Source organism: Nocardia thailandica NBRC 100428 (assembly GCF_000308795.1).
Classification (GTDB): Bacteria; Actinomycetota; Actinomycetes; order Mycobacteriales; family Mycobacteriaceae; genus Nocardia; species Nocardia thailandica.
The window spans coordinates 32,226-49,405 of the sequence record NZ_BAGK01000013.1 but is presented as its reverse complement, the minus strand read 5'-3'; the positions used below and the strand labels follow the sequence as shown (position 1 = coordinate 49,405).

15 protein-coding genes, 1 tRNA gene and 1 other RNA gene are annotated in these 17,180 nt (G+C 71.4%); 8 read left to right on the top strand and 9 right to left on the bottom strand.

Annotation, left to right across the window (positions count from 1 at the left end; genetic code table 11):
- Positions 1-1,426: DNA polymerase III subunit gamma and tau (locus tag ON36_RS01345; RefSeq protein ID WP_373281756.1), on the bottom strand; the 1,426-nt coding region annotated here is incomplete at its 3' end.
- Between the two features lie 483 nt (positions 1,427-1,909).
- Between ON36_RS01345 and ON36_RS01340 the strand changes: the two genes are divergently transcribed.
- Together ON36_RS01340 and ON36_RS01335 are read left to right on the top strand one after the other, a co-directional pair.
- Positions 1,910-2,782 (top strand): hypothetical protein, encoded by an 873-nt coding sequence (locus ON36_RS01340; protein WP_245557817.1) that lies wholly within the window; start codon positions 1,910-1,912, stop codon positions 2,780-2,782.
- 77 nt (positions 2,783-2,859) lie between these two features.
- Positions 2,860-4,122 (top strand): ammonium transporter, encoded by a 1,263-nt coding sequence (locus ON36_RS01335; protein WP_043646747.1) that lies wholly within the window; start codon positions 2,860-2,862, stop codon positions 4,120-4,122.
- A gap of 56 nt (positions 4,123-4,178) precedes the next feature.
- Here ON36_RS01335 and ON36_RS01330 read toward each other — a convergent pair whose 3' ends face one another.
- Positions 4,179-5,306 (bottom strand): neutral zinc metallopeptidase, encoded by a 1,128-nt coding sequence (locus ON36_RS01330; protein WP_245557815.1) that lies wholly within the window; start codon positions 5,304-5,306, stop codon positions 4,179-4,181.
- Between the two features lie 67 nt (positions 5,307-5,373).
- On the opposite strand from ON36_RS01330, the gene ON36_RS01325 reads away from it, so the two are divergent.
- Positions 5,374-6,996, top strand: coding sequence for a DUF2207 family protein (locus ON36_RS01325; protein ID WP_043646743.1), 1,623 nt, complete (start codon positions 5,374-5,376; stop codon positions 6,994-6,996).
- A gap of 58 nt (positions 6,997-7,054) precedes the next feature.
- Here ON36_RS01325 and ON36_RS01320 read toward each other — a convergent pair whose 3' ends face one another.
- From ON36_RS01320 to ON36_RS01310, 3 genes are all read right to left on the bottom strand, one after another.
- On the bottom strand, positions 7,055-8,335 hold the full coding sequence (locus ON36_RS01320) for an ROK family transcriptional regulator (RefSeq protein ID WP_043646740.1): 1,281 nt from the start codon (positions 8,333-8,335) through the stop codon (positions 7,055-7,057).
- A 355-nt stretch (positions 8,336-8,690) separates the two neighbouring features.
- On the bottom strand, positions 8,691-9,392 hold the full coding sequence (locus ON36_RS01315) for a DUF8020 domain-containing protein (RefSeq protein ID WP_043646737.1): 702 nt from the start codon (positions 9,390-9,392) through the stop codon (positions 8,691-8,693).
- Between the two features lie 107 nt (positions 9,393-9,499).
- Positions 9,500-10,087: an HhH-GPD-type base excision DNA repair protein gene (locus tag ON36_RS01310; protein ID WP_043646734.1), complete on the bottom strand. Its 588-nt coding sequence runs from the start codon at positions 10,085-10,087 to the stop codon at positions 9,500-9,502.
- Positions 10,088-10,124: 37 nt separating this feature from the next.
- On the opposite strand from ON36_RS01310, the gene ON36_RS01305 reads away from it, so the two are divergent.
- On the top strand, positions 10,125-10,934 hold the full coding sequence (locus ON36_RS01305; protein ID WP_043646731.1) for a methyltransferase domain-containing protein: 810 nt from the start codon (positions 10,125-10,127) through the stop codon (positions 10,932-10,934).
- Here the strand turns inward: ON36_RS01305 and ON36_RS01300 are convergent.
- The gene (locus ON36_RS01300) at positions 10,931-12,217 is read right to left on the bottom strand and encodes an aspartate aminotransferase type Ic (protein ID WP_043646728.1); all 1,287 of its coding nucleotides are present in this window, start codon (positions 12,215-12,217) and stop codon (positions 10,931-10,933) included. The two genes, ON36_RS01305 and ON36_RS01300, sit on opposite strands and share 4 nt — an antisense overlap.
- A 120-nt stretch (positions 12,218-12,337) precedes the next feature.
- An RNA gene (gene ffs, locus ON36_RS33285) (signal recognition particle sRNA small type) lies at positions 12,338-12,432 on the bottom strand.
- Positions 12,433-12,566: 134 nt separating this feature from the next.
- Here ffs and ON36_RS01295 point away from each other — a divergent pair.
- The 3 genes from ON36_RS01295 to ON36_RS01285 all read left to right on the top strand — a co-directional run bounded on the left by ON36_RS01295 (position 12,567) and on the right by ON36_RS01285 (position 14,562).
- Positions 12,567-13,721: a hypothetical protein gene (locus tag ON36_RS01295; RefSeq protein WP_043646725.1), complete on the top strand. Its 1,155-nt coding sequence runs from the start codon at positions 12,567-12,569 to the stop codon at positions 13,719-13,721.
- A 57-nt stretch (positions 13,722-13,778) separates the two neighbouring features.
- Positions 13,779-13,866, top strand: a tRNA-Ser gene (locus ON36_RS01290).
- Between the two features lie 294 nt (positions 13,867-14,160).
- On the top strand, positions 14,161-14,562 hold the full coding sequence (locus ON36_RS01285) for a DUF5994 family protein (protein WP_157224729.1): 402 nt from the start codon (positions 14,161-14,163) through the stop codon (positions 14,560-14,562).
- Here the strand turns inward: ON36_RS01285 and ON36_RS01280 are convergent.
- Complete coding sequence (locus ON36_RS01280; protein ID WP_083884832.1) at positions 14,544-15,986, bottom strand: threonine/serine exporter family protein; 1,443 nt, start codon at positions 15,984-15,986, stop codon at positions 14,544-14,546. The two genes, ON36_RS01285 and ON36_RS01280, sit on opposite strands and share 19 nt — an antisense overlap.
- 147 nt (positions 15,987-16,133) lie before the next feature.
- Positions 16,134-16,346, bottom strand: coding sequence for a hypothetical protein (locus tag ON36_RS34395; RefSeq protein ID WP_157224728.1), 213 nt, complete (start codon positions 16,344-16,346; stop codon positions 16,134-16,136).
- A gap of 51 nt (positions 16,347-16,397) precedes the next feature.
- Here ON36_RS34395 and ON36_RS32475 point away from each other — a divergent pair, with 51 nt between their 5' ends.
- Positions 16,398-17,030: a helix-turn-helix transcriptional regulator gene (locus tag ON36_RS32475; protein WP_052313525.1), complete on the top strand. Its 633-nt coding sequence runs from the start codon at positions 16,398-16,400 to the stop codon at positions 17,028-17,030.
- Positions 17,031-17,180: the final 150 nt, after the last annotated feature.

Here is a 17,180-nt window from a genome sequence, read left to right as displayed (position 1 = left end):
CACCGGGCGGGGCCGCCGGCCCATCGGTGGCGCCCACACCCTGCGCGTCGGCCGACCCGGGTCGAGGCTCCGCCGGCTCGGCGGGGCGTGTCGTCGGGGCCTCGCCCGGTGCCGGCGCGGCGTCAGCCTGCGGCTGGTCGCCGCGGTCGGCGTTGCGTGCCGCCTCGCGGTCGGCGCGGGCGGCGGCGAGCAGTTCGGCGCCGCGGCGGCGGGAGGTGGGGGCGGCGGGCGCGGAAGGGGGTGCGGGGGTGGCGGTTTCGCGGTCGTCGGCGCGCGGGGCGCCGCCCGGCGCGGGGGCGGCCGGGATCGCGCCGCCGGCGAGACCGCGTTCGAGCCGTTCCAGCCGCTGGAGGGTCGCCGACTCGGCGTCGGAGACCGAGGGCAGGAGCATGCGCGCGCAGATGACCTCGAGCAGCAGGCGGGGGGCCGTGGCGCCGCGCATCTCGCCGAGGCCGGCGTGCAGGAGTTCGGCGTAGCGGGCGAGGGTGGCGGGGCCGAGGCGGTCGGCCTGGTCGCGCATGCGCTCGAGCACGTCGCCGGGGCCCGAGACCAGGCCGCGCTCGGCGGCATCGGGCACGGCGCGCAGCAGGATCAGGTCGCGGAGGCGTTCGAGCAGGTCGACGGCGAAGCGGCGCGGATCGTGACCCGCTTCCATCACCCGGTCGACGGTCCCGAACAGGGCCGCGCCGTCGGCGGCGGCCAGCGCGTCGATCGCGTCGTCGATGAGGGCGATGTCGGTGACGCCGAGCAGGGCGACCGCGCGGGGGTAGGTGACGCCCTCGGGACCGGCGCCCGCCAGCAGCTGATCGAGGACGCTGAGGCTGTCGCGCGGGGAACCGCCGCCCGCCCGGATGACCAGCGGATAGACCGACTCCTCGACCGGCACGTGCTCCTGTTCGCAGATCTTGCCGAGCAGGCCGCGCATGGTGGCGGGCGGCAGCAGGCGGAACGGGTAGTGGTGGGTGCGCGAGCGGATGGTCGGCAGCACCTTGTCCGGCTCGGTGGTGGCGAAGATGAAGATGAGGTGCGCGGGCGGCTCCTCGACGATCTTGAGCAGCGCGTTGAAGCCCGCGGTGGTGACCATGTGCGCCTCGTCGACGATGAACACCCGGTACCGCGACTCGGCGGGCGCGTAGAACGCGCGGTCGCGCAGCTCGCGGGTGTCGTCGACGCCGCCGTGGCTGGCGGCGTCGAGCTCGATGACGTCGAGGTTGCCCGCGCCGCCGGGGCCGAGCGCCACGCAGGAGGCGCAGGTGCCGCAGGGCGTGGAGGTGGGGCCCTGCGCACAGTTCAGCGAGCGGGCCAGGATGCGCGCGGACGACGTCTTGCCGCAGCCGCGCGGACCGGAGAAGAGATAGGCATGACTGATACGGCCGGTGTCCAGCGCTGTACTGAGGGGTTCGGTGACGTGCTCCTGCCCTACCACCTCAGCGAACGTTGCCGGTCGATACTTCCGGTACAGAGCCACGCCAAGAATCTACAGACAACCACCGACAGGCGGCACCGCGGCCGGAGCCCCAGGTTGTAACCGATTTGCACCCGGCCAAACAGTGATCTAAATCACACATACACGCAGGGTGGGCATCTCCGGGCGTTTTCCGAGTTACCCCATCCGGACGGGGCGATCCCACCGACTTCCGGTACGCCGAAGACGCCCGTAACGACCGCGCGGTGCACAACCGTCGCGATCAACGGACATTGCCTCGGCTGAACGCCGTTTTTCCGGAAGTCACGAAAGCATCACCCGCCATGACAAGTGCGCAATTCGCTGGCTACCGTTGATAACGGCAACTTCGGTGGCCAAACCTTCATCAGGTTGGTGACCCCGGCCGGTCCCTCATCCCGACCGGGGCACAACATTCACGCACTCCATATCGCCCCCTCGCATCCGGCGTTACACCCCCGCGCCATGCCCGTCGATCGCTCCCCCACCGCGCCTACGGAGGAACGTTTCACCGTGCTGTCGTGTGACGACATCGCAGCCGCCTGGCTCGCCAACACCGACTTCGCCGGCGACGTCGCCGCTGTCGGCCTGCTCAGCCGCGCCATCAGCCCGCAGGACTACGCCATCAAACGCGATTCGCTACCGGTCGCCGCCGCGGCCGACCCGGCGACCTCGGCGGCCATTCTGGAACTCCTCGAACGCGGCCAGGTCCCCACGATGGCGGCGATCCGCACGCTCACCGCGCAGAACGAGATGCGCCGCGAAGCCGAGCGCATCGAACGCCTCGGCCGGCGCGCGCAGCGGCACATCGACGAGTTCGGCCGCATCCTCGCCCGGGTGGCGGCCACGCACTGGAGCGAGCACGGCGTCGGCCCGACCCGCCGGGACGCGCTCGGCGACCCGCAGATCATGGCCCTGATCCAGGAGAAGGTCGGCGACATCGCGCCGTCGGCGGTCAAGCACCTGTGGCTGATCGAGCGCGCGCAGCGCGCCGGCTGGATCGCCTCCAGCGCCGCACCGGGTTCGCTGTGCGCGGCGCGGCGCTGGCACACCACCAAGTACGGCAACCGGGTGTCGCAGAAGCCGGTGAACATGATCGGCAAGATGGTCGCCGCGTTCGCCGCCGACTACGCCGCGACCCGGGAGCGGCCGCCGTCGTGGGCGACGCTGTCGCGGGATCTGCGCGACGATCGCGGGCGCCGGGTCTTCTTCGACGTCGCCGACGCGCACCGCCAGCGGCTGTGGCTCACCACCGCCGAATGGCTCACCGACGGCACCGAGCTGCCCGTTCCCGGCAGGCGCGGACTGCGTGCCCTGGCCAAGGGCCAACGCGCCTGAAACCCATCTGCCGCAGGTGGGGCCGGTGACTGTTCGGTAATTTCTTCGCGACGCATTCACGCGTGAAAGGAGTTACCGTGCCCGCAACGATCGATCCCGCGGCCACCGCCTGGCTTCTCGCGGCCACCGCCATGGTGCTGCTGATGACGCCGGCGCTGGCCGTGTTCTACGGCGGGATGGTGCGCTCGTCAGGCGTGCTGAACATGCTGATGATGAGCTTCATCGCGATCCCGCTGGTCACCGTGGTCTGGCTGATCGCCGGATACACCCTCGCGTTCGGCGACGACGCGGGCGCCGGGCTCATCGGGGGGCTCGAGCATCTCGGCCTGGCCGGGATCAATCCGGAGTCCGTCCGCGGATCGGTGCCGGAGCTGCTGTTCGTCACCTTCCAGCTGACCTTCGCGGTGCTGACCGCGGCCCTGGTCTCGGGCGCCATCGCCGACCGCGCCAAGTTCTCCGGCTGGATGCTGTTCGTGCCGCTGTGGACCCTGGCCGTGTACGCGCCGATCGCGCACTGGGTGTGGGGTCCGGACGGCTGGCTGAGCGCCTTCGGCGCCCTGGACTACGCGGGCGGCCTCGTCGTGGAGATCGCCTCGGGCGCCTCCGCCCTCGCGCTGGCGCTGGTGCTCGGCCCGCGCATCGGGTTCAACGTCGAGGCGATGCGCCCGCACAGCCTGCCGCTGGTGCTGCTCGGCGCGGGCCTGCTGTGGTTCGGCTGGTTCGGTTTCAACTCCGGCTCCGCCCTCGGCGCCAACGGCACGGCCGCGGCCGTCTTCCTCAACACCCTCGTGGCGGGCAGCCTCGGCATGCTGGGCTGGCTGCTGGTCGAGCAGGTCCGCGACGGCAGGCCGACGACCTTCGGCGCGGCGTCGGGCGCGGTGGCGGGCCTGGTCGCCATCACCCCGTCCTGCGGCGTGGTCAACACCGTCGGCGCGGTCGTGGTCGGCCTGGCCGCGGGCGTGGTGTGTTCCTTCGCGGTCGGCTGGAAGCACAAGGGGGGCTACGACGATTCGCTCGACGTGGTCGGCGTGCACTTCGTCGGCGGCGTGATCGGCACCCTGCTCATCGGCCTGCTGGCCACGCATGTGATGACCGGCGGCGTCGACGGGCTGTTCTACGGCGGCGGGCTCGCCCAGCTCGGCAAGCAGATCGTCGGCGTCCTCGTGGTCGCCGCCTGGGCGTTCGGGATGTCGTTCGGCCTCGGCAAGCTCATCGACAAGGTGATCGGATTCCGGATCAGCCCCGAGGACGAGACCTCCGGCATCGACTTCGCGCTGCACGCGGAGACCGCCTACCCGGAGGGTGTCCAGGCGCACGGCCAGCGCCGCTTCGGGCACTGACATACGAACGAGGGGCCCGTCGTCGGGAAGACGGCGGGCCCCTCGGGTGTTCCGGGTCAGCTGACGTCGCTCGCCGAGGCGGTGAAGGTGTTGCACTGGGCCGTGCGATTGCGGTCGAGACCGAGCTCGAACCACTCGCCGCCGTGCTGGGAACTGCCGTGGTCGCGCATGTCGCCGGGACCGTCGCCGCGGCCGTACGCGTCGCGCTTGGCGACGGTGACCTGCCCCGCGCTCAGCGAGCCCGCCTTGTTGGACACCCCGATGTACATGCCGTCGAAGCAGTTGGCCTGCAACTCGACCCGCCGCGAGAGCTCGAGGCCCTTGGCGGACCGCACGCCCGCGTCGACCCGATCGCTGTTGGCCTTCTTCAGGATTCCGGACTGCGCCTGCACGTGGTGCCCGAACTCGTGGGCGAACACCGACAGGTAGACCACCCAGTTGTCCTTGAAGATGTCGGTCTGCAACTGGCTGATCGGCATGTAGATGGTCTTGTTCGCCGCGCAGTAGAAGGCGGCGAAATTACTGGTCGACCCCGTGCAGGGGGTGGTGATGCCGTCGGTCGTCGCGGTGACGCTCAGCGCGGGCGACTGGTACGGCAGCTGGTTCTTCTCCAGCAGCGGTTTCCACGCCGACTCCAGGCAGCGTGCCGCGGATTCGAAGAACGCCCGCGCCTTGGCCTCGGCGGTGCCCCACGGGGCGTAGTCGCAGGAGGCGGGCACGAGGGCGCCGTTGCTGTCGGTGAGCAACGGGTTGGTGCCGGTCTCGGCGGGCGCGGCCGCGCCGCTGGTCGGGGTGAAGGTGAAACTCGGTGCGAGGCCGCCCGTTCCGGCCTCCAGGTCGAAGCCGTGCCGGACGCCGTAGCGGACCAGGCCGCCGACGACGAGGAACAGCACGACGAGCAGGAAGGCGGTGAAGCCGCCACCGCGCTTGCGCCGGGGCGGCGGCTGACGGCCGGGCGGCCCGTACGGCATGGGCGGCGGCCGGTATCCCTGCGGCTGCCCGTACCCCGCGGGCGGGTATCCGGGCTGCTGGTACCCGGGATGGCCGTACTGCGGCGGGTAACCGGGCGCGCCGTAGCCGGGCCGGTAGCCGGGCGGACCCTGCGGTGCGCCGTAGCCGGGCCGGGGCGGGATCGGACGTCCACCGGGCCCGGTGGGCCCATATCCGTACGGTGGTTGTGTCACCCCGCCGTACCCCCTCGTCTAGTAGGTAGCCGACAGCAGGATAGCAAGCTGTCTAGAGTAGTCAGCCATGCTCACATTTCGGGGGGGCACCGCCGCCGCACTGCTGCTCGCCACGGCGGGCCTGCTCGCGTCCGCGCCGGTAGCCCACGCGGAGCCCTCGCCAACCGCCGTCTCCATCACCGCCGACCTGACCCTGGACCGGGCCGGCGTGCTGAAGGTCGACGAGACCGTCTCGGTGCCGCCGGAGGGCTCGTTCACCATGTCGCTGCCGCTGCGGGTGAAGATCGGCGAGGACGTCGAACGGGTCTTCCGGGTCACCGACGTGCAGGCCGAGGGCACGGGCACGGCGACGACCGTCGGCGAACAGTTCGTCGTCAAGTCCTCGCCGGGCGAATCCCGGTTCCGCTATTCGGTGCACAACACCGTCGCCGACGCCCCGGGGACGCAGACCTTCCACTGGGTCGGCGCGGTCGGCGCCGACATCGCGAAACTGGACGTCTCGGTGATCAGCCCGAGCTTCCAGATGGGCATCGTCGACTGCAAACTCGGCTCGGCGGGCAACAGCCGCGGCTGTGCCGACGTCCGGGTCGAACCGGACGGCACGCTCTACCTCACCCAGACCGACGTGCGCAGAGGCGACGTCATCGACCTGACCCTGCAGCTGCCGCCGGGCACGGTGCCCGCCAACGCCGACATCCGGGACGGCAAGTCCGGCAACGCCTTCGCCTTCACCACGCCGGTGCTGGTCGCCTTCGGCGTGCTGCTCGCCGCCCTTGCCGCGATGGTGGCCTGGGTGCTGCTGGCCCGCAGGCGCGCGGCCGCGGCGGTCGCGGGCACCGAGGAGTTCGATCCGCTGGTGACCGGGCCGGGCGGCGACCTCGCCTTCGCCTCCCCCGACGGCGTCCTGCCCGGCGAGGCGGGCCTGGTGCTCGACGAGCACGTCGATCCGGTCGACATCACCGCCACCGTGGTCGATCTCGCGGTCCGCCGCTACCTGTGGATCGCGCCGGTGAACGCGCGCGGCGAGGACGACTGGCGGCTGACCCGGGTGAACCCGCCCGACGATCAGCTGCGCGACTACGAGCGGGCGGTCTACGAGGCGCTGCTGCCCGAGGGCACCGATTCGGTCGCCGTGCGGGAGCTGCGCGCGCCGGGCAGGCTCGCGCTGGAGCCGCTGCGCGCCGCCATGCGCGCCGACGCCGTGTCCGGCGGCCTGCTCGCCGATGCCAGGCAGCGCTCGCTGCCGCTGTGGGTCGGCGGCGCGCTGATCGTGCTCGGCGTGATCGCCACCGTCGCGCTGGCGCTGGCGTCCGGGCAGGCGCTGGTCGGCGTCGCCGTCGCGCTCGGCGGCGTGGCCGCGGCGCTGCTGCCCAAGTACCTGCCGGTGCGCACCCCGCACGGCGATGTGCTCGCCGGGCGGATCCGGGCCATGCAGCGAGGCCTGGACAACGTGCGGCGCGAACAGATCCCGCCGCAGGACCAGGAGACGGTGTTCTCCCGCGCCCTGCCCTACACGGTCATCAGCGGCCGCGCCGACAATTGGATCCGCGCGTTCCGCGACCTGGACCCGAGCGCCGACTCCCAGCCCGGCCTGTACTGGTTCGGCGGCTACGACAACGACCGCAACCTGTACCGCTTCGCCTCCCAGTTCCCGTTCTTCATCACGGCACTGGAGTCGGCGTTCAAGTAGCGTCCCCGAAACGTGCGGCGCCCCGGCGGTTTCCCGCCGGGCGCCGTCGTCGGTGCGGTCAGACCCGCCGCAGGGCGGCGAGCGGGTCGGCGTAGATCGCGCTCAGCGAGGTGACCACGGCCGCGAATTCCTGCACCTTGCCGCCGAATCCGCTGATCCGGATGTCGGTGGGCGGCAGCTGGGTGCTCGCGGTGAAGGCGCGCGCGGCGTGCGCGACGGCCGGGCGGTAGCCGGTGAACGCCTGGCCGCCGAGCACGACGCGGTCGGGGTTGAGCATGTCGCGGACCAGCGCCACGGTCTGGCCGAGCATGGTGGCGCGCTCGGCGAGCAGTTCCCGCGCGTCCTCGGAACCGGATTCGGCGGCCCGGTAGACATCGGTGATCGCGGTCGGGGTGGTGCCGTTGTAGGCGGGGACGATGCCGCGGCCCACCGCCCTGGCGTGCAGCGCCCGGTCACCGACGGTCACCTCGAGGCAGCCGCGTCGGCCGCAGTCGCACTGCACGTCCGAGCCGGTCGGCAGGTGGGCGATGGAGCCGGGCCCGTTGCTCGGGGTGTGCACGCGGCCGTCGAGGGTGACCGCGATGCCCGCGGTCTCGCGGACGTAGAAGTACAGGCTGGAGCCGCGCTGCGGATCGGTGCCGGCCGTGCGGTCGACGCGGCGCGCGTCGACGGTGGGCAGCAGCAGTTCGGAGGCGGCCATGGCCTCCACGTGCGGCGCCACCGAGACCGGCAGTTCGAGCACCTCGGACAGCACCGCGCCGATGGGGGCGCCCTGCCAGCCGAGCTTGGGGTGGTCGACCACACCGGTCAGCGCGTCGACCCGGCCGCCGATGGCGATACCGGCCCACAGCGGCTTGCGGCGATGCCAGCGCTGCAGGAACGCCTTGGCGCTGCGGGCGACGGTGGTCACCGCGAATTCCTGGCCGGTCTGCGGGGTCGCGATGGCCAGGCCACCGAGGATGCGGCCGCGCAGGTCGGCGGCGACGATCTTGGTGGCCGCGGCGCCGATGTGGATGCCGAGGGTGAGGTAGGCCTCGTGGTCGATCTCGAACGGCACGCGAGGACGGCCGACCGCGCCCGCGGCGGTGAGGTCGGGGCGTTCCCGCAGGAGACCGGCGGTGAGCAGCGCGGCGACCTGGCGGTTGACCGTGGCGATGCTCAGGCCCGTCGCCCGCGCGGCGTTGTCGCGCGAGACCGGGCCGGAGGCGGCGGTCCGCAGGACGGCGGCGGCGGGGTTGTCGCTGCGACGGAGCTCGGGGGCGACGACGGGGCGGACGGCGCGGGCGCGACCGCTACCGGCCCGGGAAACGCCAGGACGGTCGAGAATGGGGGCAGACATATGAAGTTCCTTGCTGAAATCCCGTTGTCCCAACGGAATTGCCTACACGGGCCACGTGGCAGCACACGAGCCGGAGAGGGCTCAGCTGCAGCAGCAGGAACGACACAGTTCACGAGTCAACGGCAGACGCAGACCCAGCGCGGTGGTCACGTAGGTGACCCGCGGGAGGAGAGCGTGGGTGCCGGACATAACGATCAGGCTAACCCGAATCCGGATGCCAGACAACCGAAACCGGCGCAATGTGGGGTTGGCAACAGAATAGTCGCTGGTCAGCGCCCCGCCACCGGGCTCGCGGAGCAGCGCGAAACCCCACCCGAAGTATTCGGGTGGGGTCGCGGGACCTGACCGGGCGGTATTACTTGGCCGGGGTCGGCGCAGGCTGGTTGATGGTGCTGAAGTACTGGATCGCGGCGGCGATGGCGACCGGCGCGGTGATGAAGATCTGGCCGATCAGGGTGCCGAGGAAGCCGACACCGGCGGCGCCGACGACGCAACCCGCGATCGGGCCCGCACCGAACAGGGCGAGCAGGACGCCGGTGGCGGCCAGACCGGCGATGGCGCCGGCGACGCAACCGATGGCCGCGCCGCTCAGGCCGCCGACCAGGGTGCCGATGGTGGCGCCCATGGAGATGGTGGAAGTCAGACGCGACCAGGCCGCGACCTCACGGTCGTACTCGTTCTTGAACGGGGCCTTGTCCTCGTAGGGCAGGGCGACCGGCTTGTACACGGCCTGGGAGGCGTCGACCACGGGGGTCAGGGTGGCGGTGTTGCCCGCGATCTCGGCGGCGATGGGCAGCTCGAAGTCGTCGATGCGGTACTTGAGCTCGGTGCCCGCGACCGTGGTGCCGTTGGCGGCCTTGATCTTGAAGACGCCGTCCTCGACGACCAGCGAGCCTGCGTCGGTGGTGATGACGGACTTCTGGCCGTCGACGACCTTGGCCTCGTAGTTGATCGGGGCAGCGGCCTCGGCAGCCGGTTCGGCGTAGGAGGTGCCGGAGACAACCGCGGTGGTCGCCGCAACCAGTGCCGCGACCACGGCGAACTTCCGCATCTTCATATCTGTGTCCTCATCTGGAGTGGAGCTTGCGGCAGCCAGCCTGAAGCACATCCACCGAGGGCGCGAGACATAAAAACAACGTGATTCGGACTATCAGAACTTTCTATTCACGACGCGGATCGCGCGGCCGCCTTGGCCCGCTTCTTGAAATCTCTTACCTCGCTCAACGTTTCGGCGTCGACGACATCGGCCACCGAACGCCGAGATCCTTCATCTCCGTAGGAACCGGCCGATTCGCGCCATCCGGTAGGACGAACGTCACATTGTTTTCCGAGAAGTGCCAGGAAGATTTTCGCTTTCTGTTCACCGAAACCGGGGAGTTCGCGCAATCTGCGCAACACCTCTTTTCCATCGGGTTCGCCCTCGGTCCAGATCCGCGACGGCTCCCCGTCGTAGTGCTCGATGATGTACTGCGCGAGCGCCTGGGCGCGCCGGGCCATCGAACGGCCGTAACGGTGAATGGCGGGTGGCGTCGCGGCCAATTCCTCGAACGCGGCCGGATCGGCCTCCGCGATCGCGCGCAGACCGAATCCACCCATCCGCTCCGCCAGTTTTTGCGGTCCGCGAAATGCGTGTTCCATCGGATACTGCTGATCGAGCAGCATCCCGAGCAGCAGCGCGAAGTCGTCCGTGCTCAGCAATCGGTCGGCTTCGGGATCCTGGGCCAGGCGGAGGCTGCGAGGTCTGCGGGGCATGCTCCCATCGTGGCACAACTCACATTAGGCTCGATACATGTCGTCGTCCCTCGTGTTCACCCCACGTCCCGACCGATTCGACCAGGCGGGCCGGGATCAACTCGTCGATGCCCACGATCTCGCCCTGACCGCGGCGGGCCTACAGCGGCTGCGGCAGTGGACCCACGGCGCGCTGGCGCTACAACCGGGTGAGCGGGCCCTCGACGTCGGCTCGGGCACCGGTTCGGAGGTCTTCGCCTTCGCCGAGGCCGTGGGGCCGACCGGCGCCGCGATCGGCGTCGAACCCGATCCGCGGCTGCTCGCCACCGCCGAGCGCAAGGCCGCGACCAGCGGTTCCAGCGCGACCTTCCACACCGGCGACGCCTACGGCCTGCCGTTCGGACCGGAGAGTTTCGACGCGGTGCTGTGCGAGCAGGTGTTCCAGCACCTCACCGCGCCCGCGCGGGCGGCCGCCGAGATCGCCCGCGTGCTGCGTCCCGGCGGCCGGACCGTCGTCGCCGACGCCGACTGGGCCACCGCCATCGTCCACCCGGGCGACCCGCGCGTGGTGCGCGCGGTGGTCGACACCCTGATCTCGGCGACCACCAATCCGCTCTCGGGCAGGCGGCTGCCCGGCCTGCTGACCGGGGCCGGACTCACCGTCACCGACATCGGCTCGGCGGCGCTCATCCAGGACGACGCCGCCGGGGCGGGCGCGCTGGTCGGGCGGATCTCCTCGATGGCGGTCCAGCGCGGCGCGATCACCGTCGCCGAGCGCGATCAGCTCCTGGCGGACCTGACCGCGGGCGCCGCCCGCGGGGACGTGCACATCTCGGTGACGCTGTTCGCCGTGCTGGCCGTCCGCTAGCCGAGCAGCTTCTCGGTCGCCGCGAGCAGCACGCAGGTGGCCAGTCCGTCCATCGCCTTCGCCAGCTCCTCCTCCTTGGGGAAGCTGGGGGCGATGCGGATGTTGCGGTCCTCGGGGTCCTTGCCGTACGGGAAGGTCGCGCCCGCCGCGGTGAGCGCGATACCCGCCGCCTTCGCCAGCTCGACCACCCGGGAGGCGGTGCCCTCGAGCACGTCGAGGCTGATGAAGTAGCCGCCCTTCGGCTCGGTCCAGGACGCCACCTTGGACGGGCCGAGGCGGTCCTCGAGGATCTTGCGGACCAGGGCGAACTTGGGCTCGAGCAGCGCGCGGTGCTTCTGCATGTGCTCGCGGACGCCGTCCGCGTCGGTGAAGAAGCGCAGGTGCCGGAGCTGGTTGACCTTGTCCGGGCCGATGGTCTTCTTGGCGGCGTGCCCGAGGTACCAGTCCAGGTTCGCCTTCGAGGCGCCGAAGAAGCTCACGCCCGCGCCGGCGAAGGTGATCTTGGAGGTGGACGCGAAGACCAGCGGGCGATTCGGGTTGCCCGCGGCCGCGGCCATGCCGAGCACGTCGAGCACCGGGGCCGCGGTCGCGGTCAGCGGATGCACCGCGTAGGCGTTGTCCCAGAACAGCCGGAAGTCCGGCGCGGCGGCGGGCAGCGAGACCAGCTCGCGCACAACCTCTTCGGAGAAGACGACGCCGGTCGGGTTGGCGTAGTTGGGCACCGCCCACAGGCCCTTGATCTGCGGATCGTTCGCGATCAGCTCGGCGATCGCGCGCACGTCCGGGCCGTCGTGGCGCATCGGCACGGTGATCATCTCGATGCCGAGGCTCTCGGTGATGGCGAAGTGGCGGTCGTAGCCCGGGGCGGGACACAGCCACTTGATCGTCTCCTCCGACGCCCAGCGCCGCGGCGAGTCCGGGGTGCCGTGGAGCATGGCGAAGACGATGTTGTCGTGCATCAGCTCGAGGCTGGCGTTGTTGCCCGCGATGAGGTTCTCGACCGGCAGGTTCAGCAGTTCGGCGAAGATCGCGCGCAGCTCGGGCAGGCCGTGCAGCCCGCCGTAGTTGCGGCAGTCCGTTCCCGCGGCGTCGCGGAAGTCACCGTCGCCGGGCAGCGAGAGCAGCGCCGCCGATAGGTCGAGTTGTTCCGGAGACGGCTTACCTCGGGTGAGATCCAGCGTGAGCTTCTCGGTGCGGAGCGTCGCGTAGTTGGCGTTCTGGGACTCGTGCTCGGACACGAGCTCCTCGTGGCTCATCAAACCGATCTGCAATTGCCGGGGCATCCTGGGCAGCCTTTCAAGCAGCAAGGTGACGGGGGGTTGTCGATGCCAACGTTACCCGGCGTTTGCCCGAAATCGGTGGGGTATCCGGGGCGGATCGGATCGCCGGACCCCGACAGAGGATTGAGGGGACCCCGCGCACCCGGCAGAGCCCGTTGACCCTTGCTGCCTTCCGGCCCTGGGGGAGTTCACAGGATGCGCGCCGCGCGGGATCCGTCGGCCAGTGTAGCGGGTCACCGGGCTGCGTCCAACGTGGCCGGTCATCGGGTACTCCGCGGGCCGTTCGCGGCGCCGGCGGCTACGATCCGACCGGCAGCCGGGGAACGCCCGCACTGACCGAGGGGAGCGTGCAGTGAGCGACGACAGGAACAAGGACGAGCAGGCCGACCGGCAGTGGTGGTCGACCCCCGCGCCGGGCGCCGTCCCCGACCCGACCGTGTTCAACGCGAATCCCGGTGTCCCGCAGGCCGACCCGACGCTGTTCAACGCGAATCCCGGTGTCCCGCCCGCGGACCCGACCCTGTTCAACCCCAACGCCGCCGTCCCGCAGACCGGTCCGGGCGTCTTCGACGGTGGCGGCGCCTCCCGGGCGGATCCGACCATCCTGGCGGGCGGGCAGCAGCCCTACACCGCGCCGCCGCAGGGCTACGGCGCGCCGCCGTCCACGCCCGCCTACCCGCAGGCGTCGGCGCCCGCGTATCCCCAGGCGTCCACACCGGCCCATCCCCAGGCCGGTGGGTACGTCCCACCGTCCGTGCCCGCCTATCCCCAGGCCGGCTACCAGCAGGCGGTGCCGCAGCCGCCGGTCGCCCAGCCGTACGGCTACGGCGCGGCGCCCGGCTATCCGCCGCGGCCCCCGCAGCGCTCGGGCGGCAGCACCACCTGGATCGTGCTCGGCGTGCTCGGCGCGGTCGTCCTGCTCGTCGGCGGCGTCATCGCCGCGTTCGCCCTCGGCGGCGGCGCGGGCGACGAGAAGAACGCCTGGGACGGCGACTACAGCATGAGCAAGGTCACCGACGCGTGCGCGCTGCTCGACCGTTCCGTACTCGACACGTGGGCCACCCGCCAGAACAAGGCTCCCGAGCACACCGAGCAGCAGCCGAACAGCCGCACCGGCGGCGGTTCGCTGCGCTGCTCGATGGAGAACGAGACCGCCCCGACCAAGTACGGCAGCACCGACGACGCGAGCCTCGCGGTCGACGTCGACTTCGCCAGCAAGTACGGCAGCGACCGGATGGAGACCTGGAAGTCCTCGCACCTGTCGACCACCGGCTCGGGCCGCACCTCGGGCGCCGTGCCGGGCCTCGGCAGCGAGGCGCACTTCAGCGCCTGGAGCGTGTCCGACACGACCTACCACTACACCCTCGCGGTCAAGGACAGCAACGTCTTCTTCGAGGTCGAGCTGGACGTCTCGATGATCTTCAGCGACCGCACGGTCGACCAGCTCCAGGTCGCCACGGCGGCCGAGGGCCAGGCCCGCAAGGTCCTCGCCGCGCTGCGCAAGTAGCCGCCCGCGAGGGGGCGATTTGCCTTGCCAGGGGGTGCTCCCGCTATGCTGCTCAGCGGAGGATTCGCCTAGTGGCCTATGGCGCTCGCCTGGAACGCGGGTTGGGTTAACGCCCTCAGGGGTTCAAATCCCCTATCCTCCGCCATCGGGAACGCCCGTGACCGTCCGGTCACGGGCGTTTCTCGTGGAAACCCGTTGAACCTGTCGGTGGTCACCCGTATGGTTCTTCTCGGCCGGGCCAGGGGGCCTGCCGGCCGACCCCTACTCCTTCTCACCACGCCGCACCACGCGGCGCCCCTCGCGAAACTGTCGCCGTTCGGATGCGTGCCGACGTGCCGCAGGGGGTACTCATCCGCATGCCGCGCGATAACGCCGCGGTATGCGCGCGTCGATGTCGCTGTGCCGCCCGATGCGCACGAACCAGAAAGCCGACATACCCGTGTTGAAGACTTCCGACACCGACATCGGTCGCCGAACGGCCGAGTCACCCGTCCGCCTGCTGCTGCGCGACCGGGACACCGCTCCCGGGCCGATCGACGGCGCGTGGTGGCCGCGTACCCTGCGTCCCGTCGACGAGATGCACGAGGTCGTCAGTGCCGTCGCGCCGCGCATCGGCCGCCTCGTGCGCCTGGTGTTCGACTGGCGCGGCGCCGAGACCGGTTCCACGGCGCCCAACGCCCGCATCATGCACCTCGAGGGCAGCAACGGCGCCCGGCTCGCACTGCTCGTCGTGCCCGCGGGCACCGCGCCCGAGTCGGCGCGCAGCCAGATGCGCTGGGCGATCGGCCTGCCGCTGATCCTGGACACCCCGGCCGAGCCGGGTCAGTTCTCCCCCGTGTAGGCGGGGTCGAACGCGCGCGGCGCACCACGGCGGGCCAGCAGCCGGTCGAACCATTCGCCCAGGATGACGCCCGCGGCGAGCGCGCACCCCACGCCGAAGGCGCCGAGCACCTGCCCGAGCCCGAGCACGAGCTCGTCGTGCAGCAGGGCGTACAGCCCGCGGTAGACCTTCAGGCCGGGCAGCAGCGGCGTGATGCCCGCGACCGCGACGACCAGCGGCGGCGTCAGCGCCCGCCGGGCGAGCAGACCACCGGCCAGGCCGATCAGGATCGCCGCCATGCCCGAGGACGTGACCGGCCCGAAGCCGAAGTCCTGCGCGACCAGGTAGACCAGCGTGCCGCCCGCGCCGCTGAGGCCGGCGCTGAACACCGCCCGCCGCTCGGCGTAGCAGGCGAGCACGAAGGCCATCGCCGCGGCCGCACCGGCCAGCAGCTTGACCGGCAGGTTCTCGATGTCGCGCCCGACGGCGGTGCCGATGCCGGGGACGGCGAGCCCGAGCACGGTGGCGAACCGCAGCGCCAGACCGATGCCCGCGACGATCCCGCCGGTCATCATCACCACCTCGAGCATGCGCGCGGCCGCGGTGATCGGCGCGCCGGTGATGGCGTCCTGCACCGAACCGACCAGCTGCTGCCCGGACAGCAGCACCGTGATGCCCGCGGCCACGATGAGCGCCGCGTCGGCGCGCTGGGTACCGACCGCCGCCAGTGCGATGGCGGGCGCCGCGGCCAGCACGCCGCCGACCATGTGCTGGAAGAACATCGGCAGGCCCAGGTGGTTGAGCCCCCGGTTGACCACGTCGATCACCGCCGTCGCCGCGAAACTCACCGCGACGACGAGCAGGCCGCCGCCGAGCAGCACCGCGATGGAGGCCGCCAGCAGCGACCAGCCCAGCGTGGACACCCAGCGCGGATACGGGTGGCGCACCGCGATGATCTCGTCCAGCGCCGCGTGCGCCTGGTCGACCGGCACGGCCAGGGTGCGGATGCGCCGGGTGAGGCGGTCGACGGCGGCCAGCCGGGTGAAGTCGAGCGAGCGGTAGGTCACCACGCGCATGTCGCTGGCGGGCGGCAGCCGCGGGCCCCGGTCGGCCCAGATGCGGATGGCGTCGAAGGTGACGTCGATGTCGCAGCTGTCCAGGCCGTAGGTCGAGGCGATGAACCGGACCTGCGCGGAGGTGTCGGTGACACCGGTGCCCGCCGCGAGCACCACCTCCCCGACCCGGACCGCCAGGTCGAGGACCTGCGCGACCTCGGCGTCGTCGGTGAGGTCGATCGGCTTGAGCGGGGTGGGGGCGGTGATGATGTTGTCGGCGGTGGCGCGCTGACTGGGCAGGCGGAACGGCCTGCGCAGCCGCAGGCGGTCGCGCCAGCCCTGCCGCAGCGGCAGGGCCAGGATGTCGTCCTCGGGGAGCGCGTCGGACATACTCGCGACGGTAGCGGCGGATCGCGCCCGGGTCAGGTTGCGGGACGCGATCGTCCGCGTGTCGAAATATTCGCCACCGGGATGCCGAGTAGCCTGCGTCACCCCGCGAACTGCCCCGCCGTCGGCGGGAATTCGGGCGTGGAGGGGTCAACAGTCGTCGATCAGCCCGGTGCTGTAGGCGGTTGCCGCCAGGTGCTGCAGGCAGGTGGGGCCGCAGCGGCCGTGCTGGTTCAGCACGAAACGAGCCTGCTGCAGCGAAGAAATGGAAGAATCGGCGGCGCAGTCGGCATGGTCGGCGCGCCACCGGTCGTGGAGGCGGGCGCGCGCACCGCCCTGCGCTGCGCGGGTTTCGGGGTGCACGGGTTCGGGCAGGGGTTGACGGTAGGGGCCGGCAGGAGAGGCGATGACTGAATGAACACCGGAACGGGGAAGGTGATCCAGGAGCGGCGGCGGCTGCTCGGGCTGTCGCAGCCCGCGCTGGCCGCCGCGATCGGGGTGAGCTCGCGGCAGATCACCCGGTACGAATCGGAGGAACAGTCGCCCACGCTGCCGGTCGCCATCCGGCTGGCCGACGCGCTGGAGATCTCGCTGGCCGAGCTGGCGGGCATCGTGGACACCCGCGTCGACCTGGGCGGCGACTGGTGGGCCGCATGGCAGCGCCCCGAGCACGGCGACGACGTCGAGGTGGCGCCGGTGACCATCCGGCACGAGGGCGACCACCTGCTCATCGACTCCGCCGCCGAAGCGCTTGCCGCCGAGGTGGATTCGGCCCGGGTGCGCGGCGAGATGCGGATGTGGGACGGCGAGGCGCTGACCGGCTGGGTCCGCGGCATGGATATCGCACGCCCCGTCGGCACCATCTACTACGCGCTCGATCCTCAGGGCGCGCACGCGGTCGGCTCCTGGGTGACGAAATCCGTTGACGGCCGGGTCCTCCGGGGGTGGAGCGCCCTGGCGCGCGACCGGTCGGACGTGGAGAAGCTCCTCACCGAGCTGGTGCGCGGCGAGGGGGCCGCGCCGGGCCTGCCCGGCGCGCGCCGGTGACGGCCCGGCTCCGCCGGGACGCCCAACGACGCGTGGGTGATGCTGCCGAAAACCAGTAAACCCACGACGATCCACACGAATACGTCCATCGGATCCCTTTCGGAACAGTCCTGCGTGAACGGGGCGGGGGGTAGGGTGACTCTCGAAGGC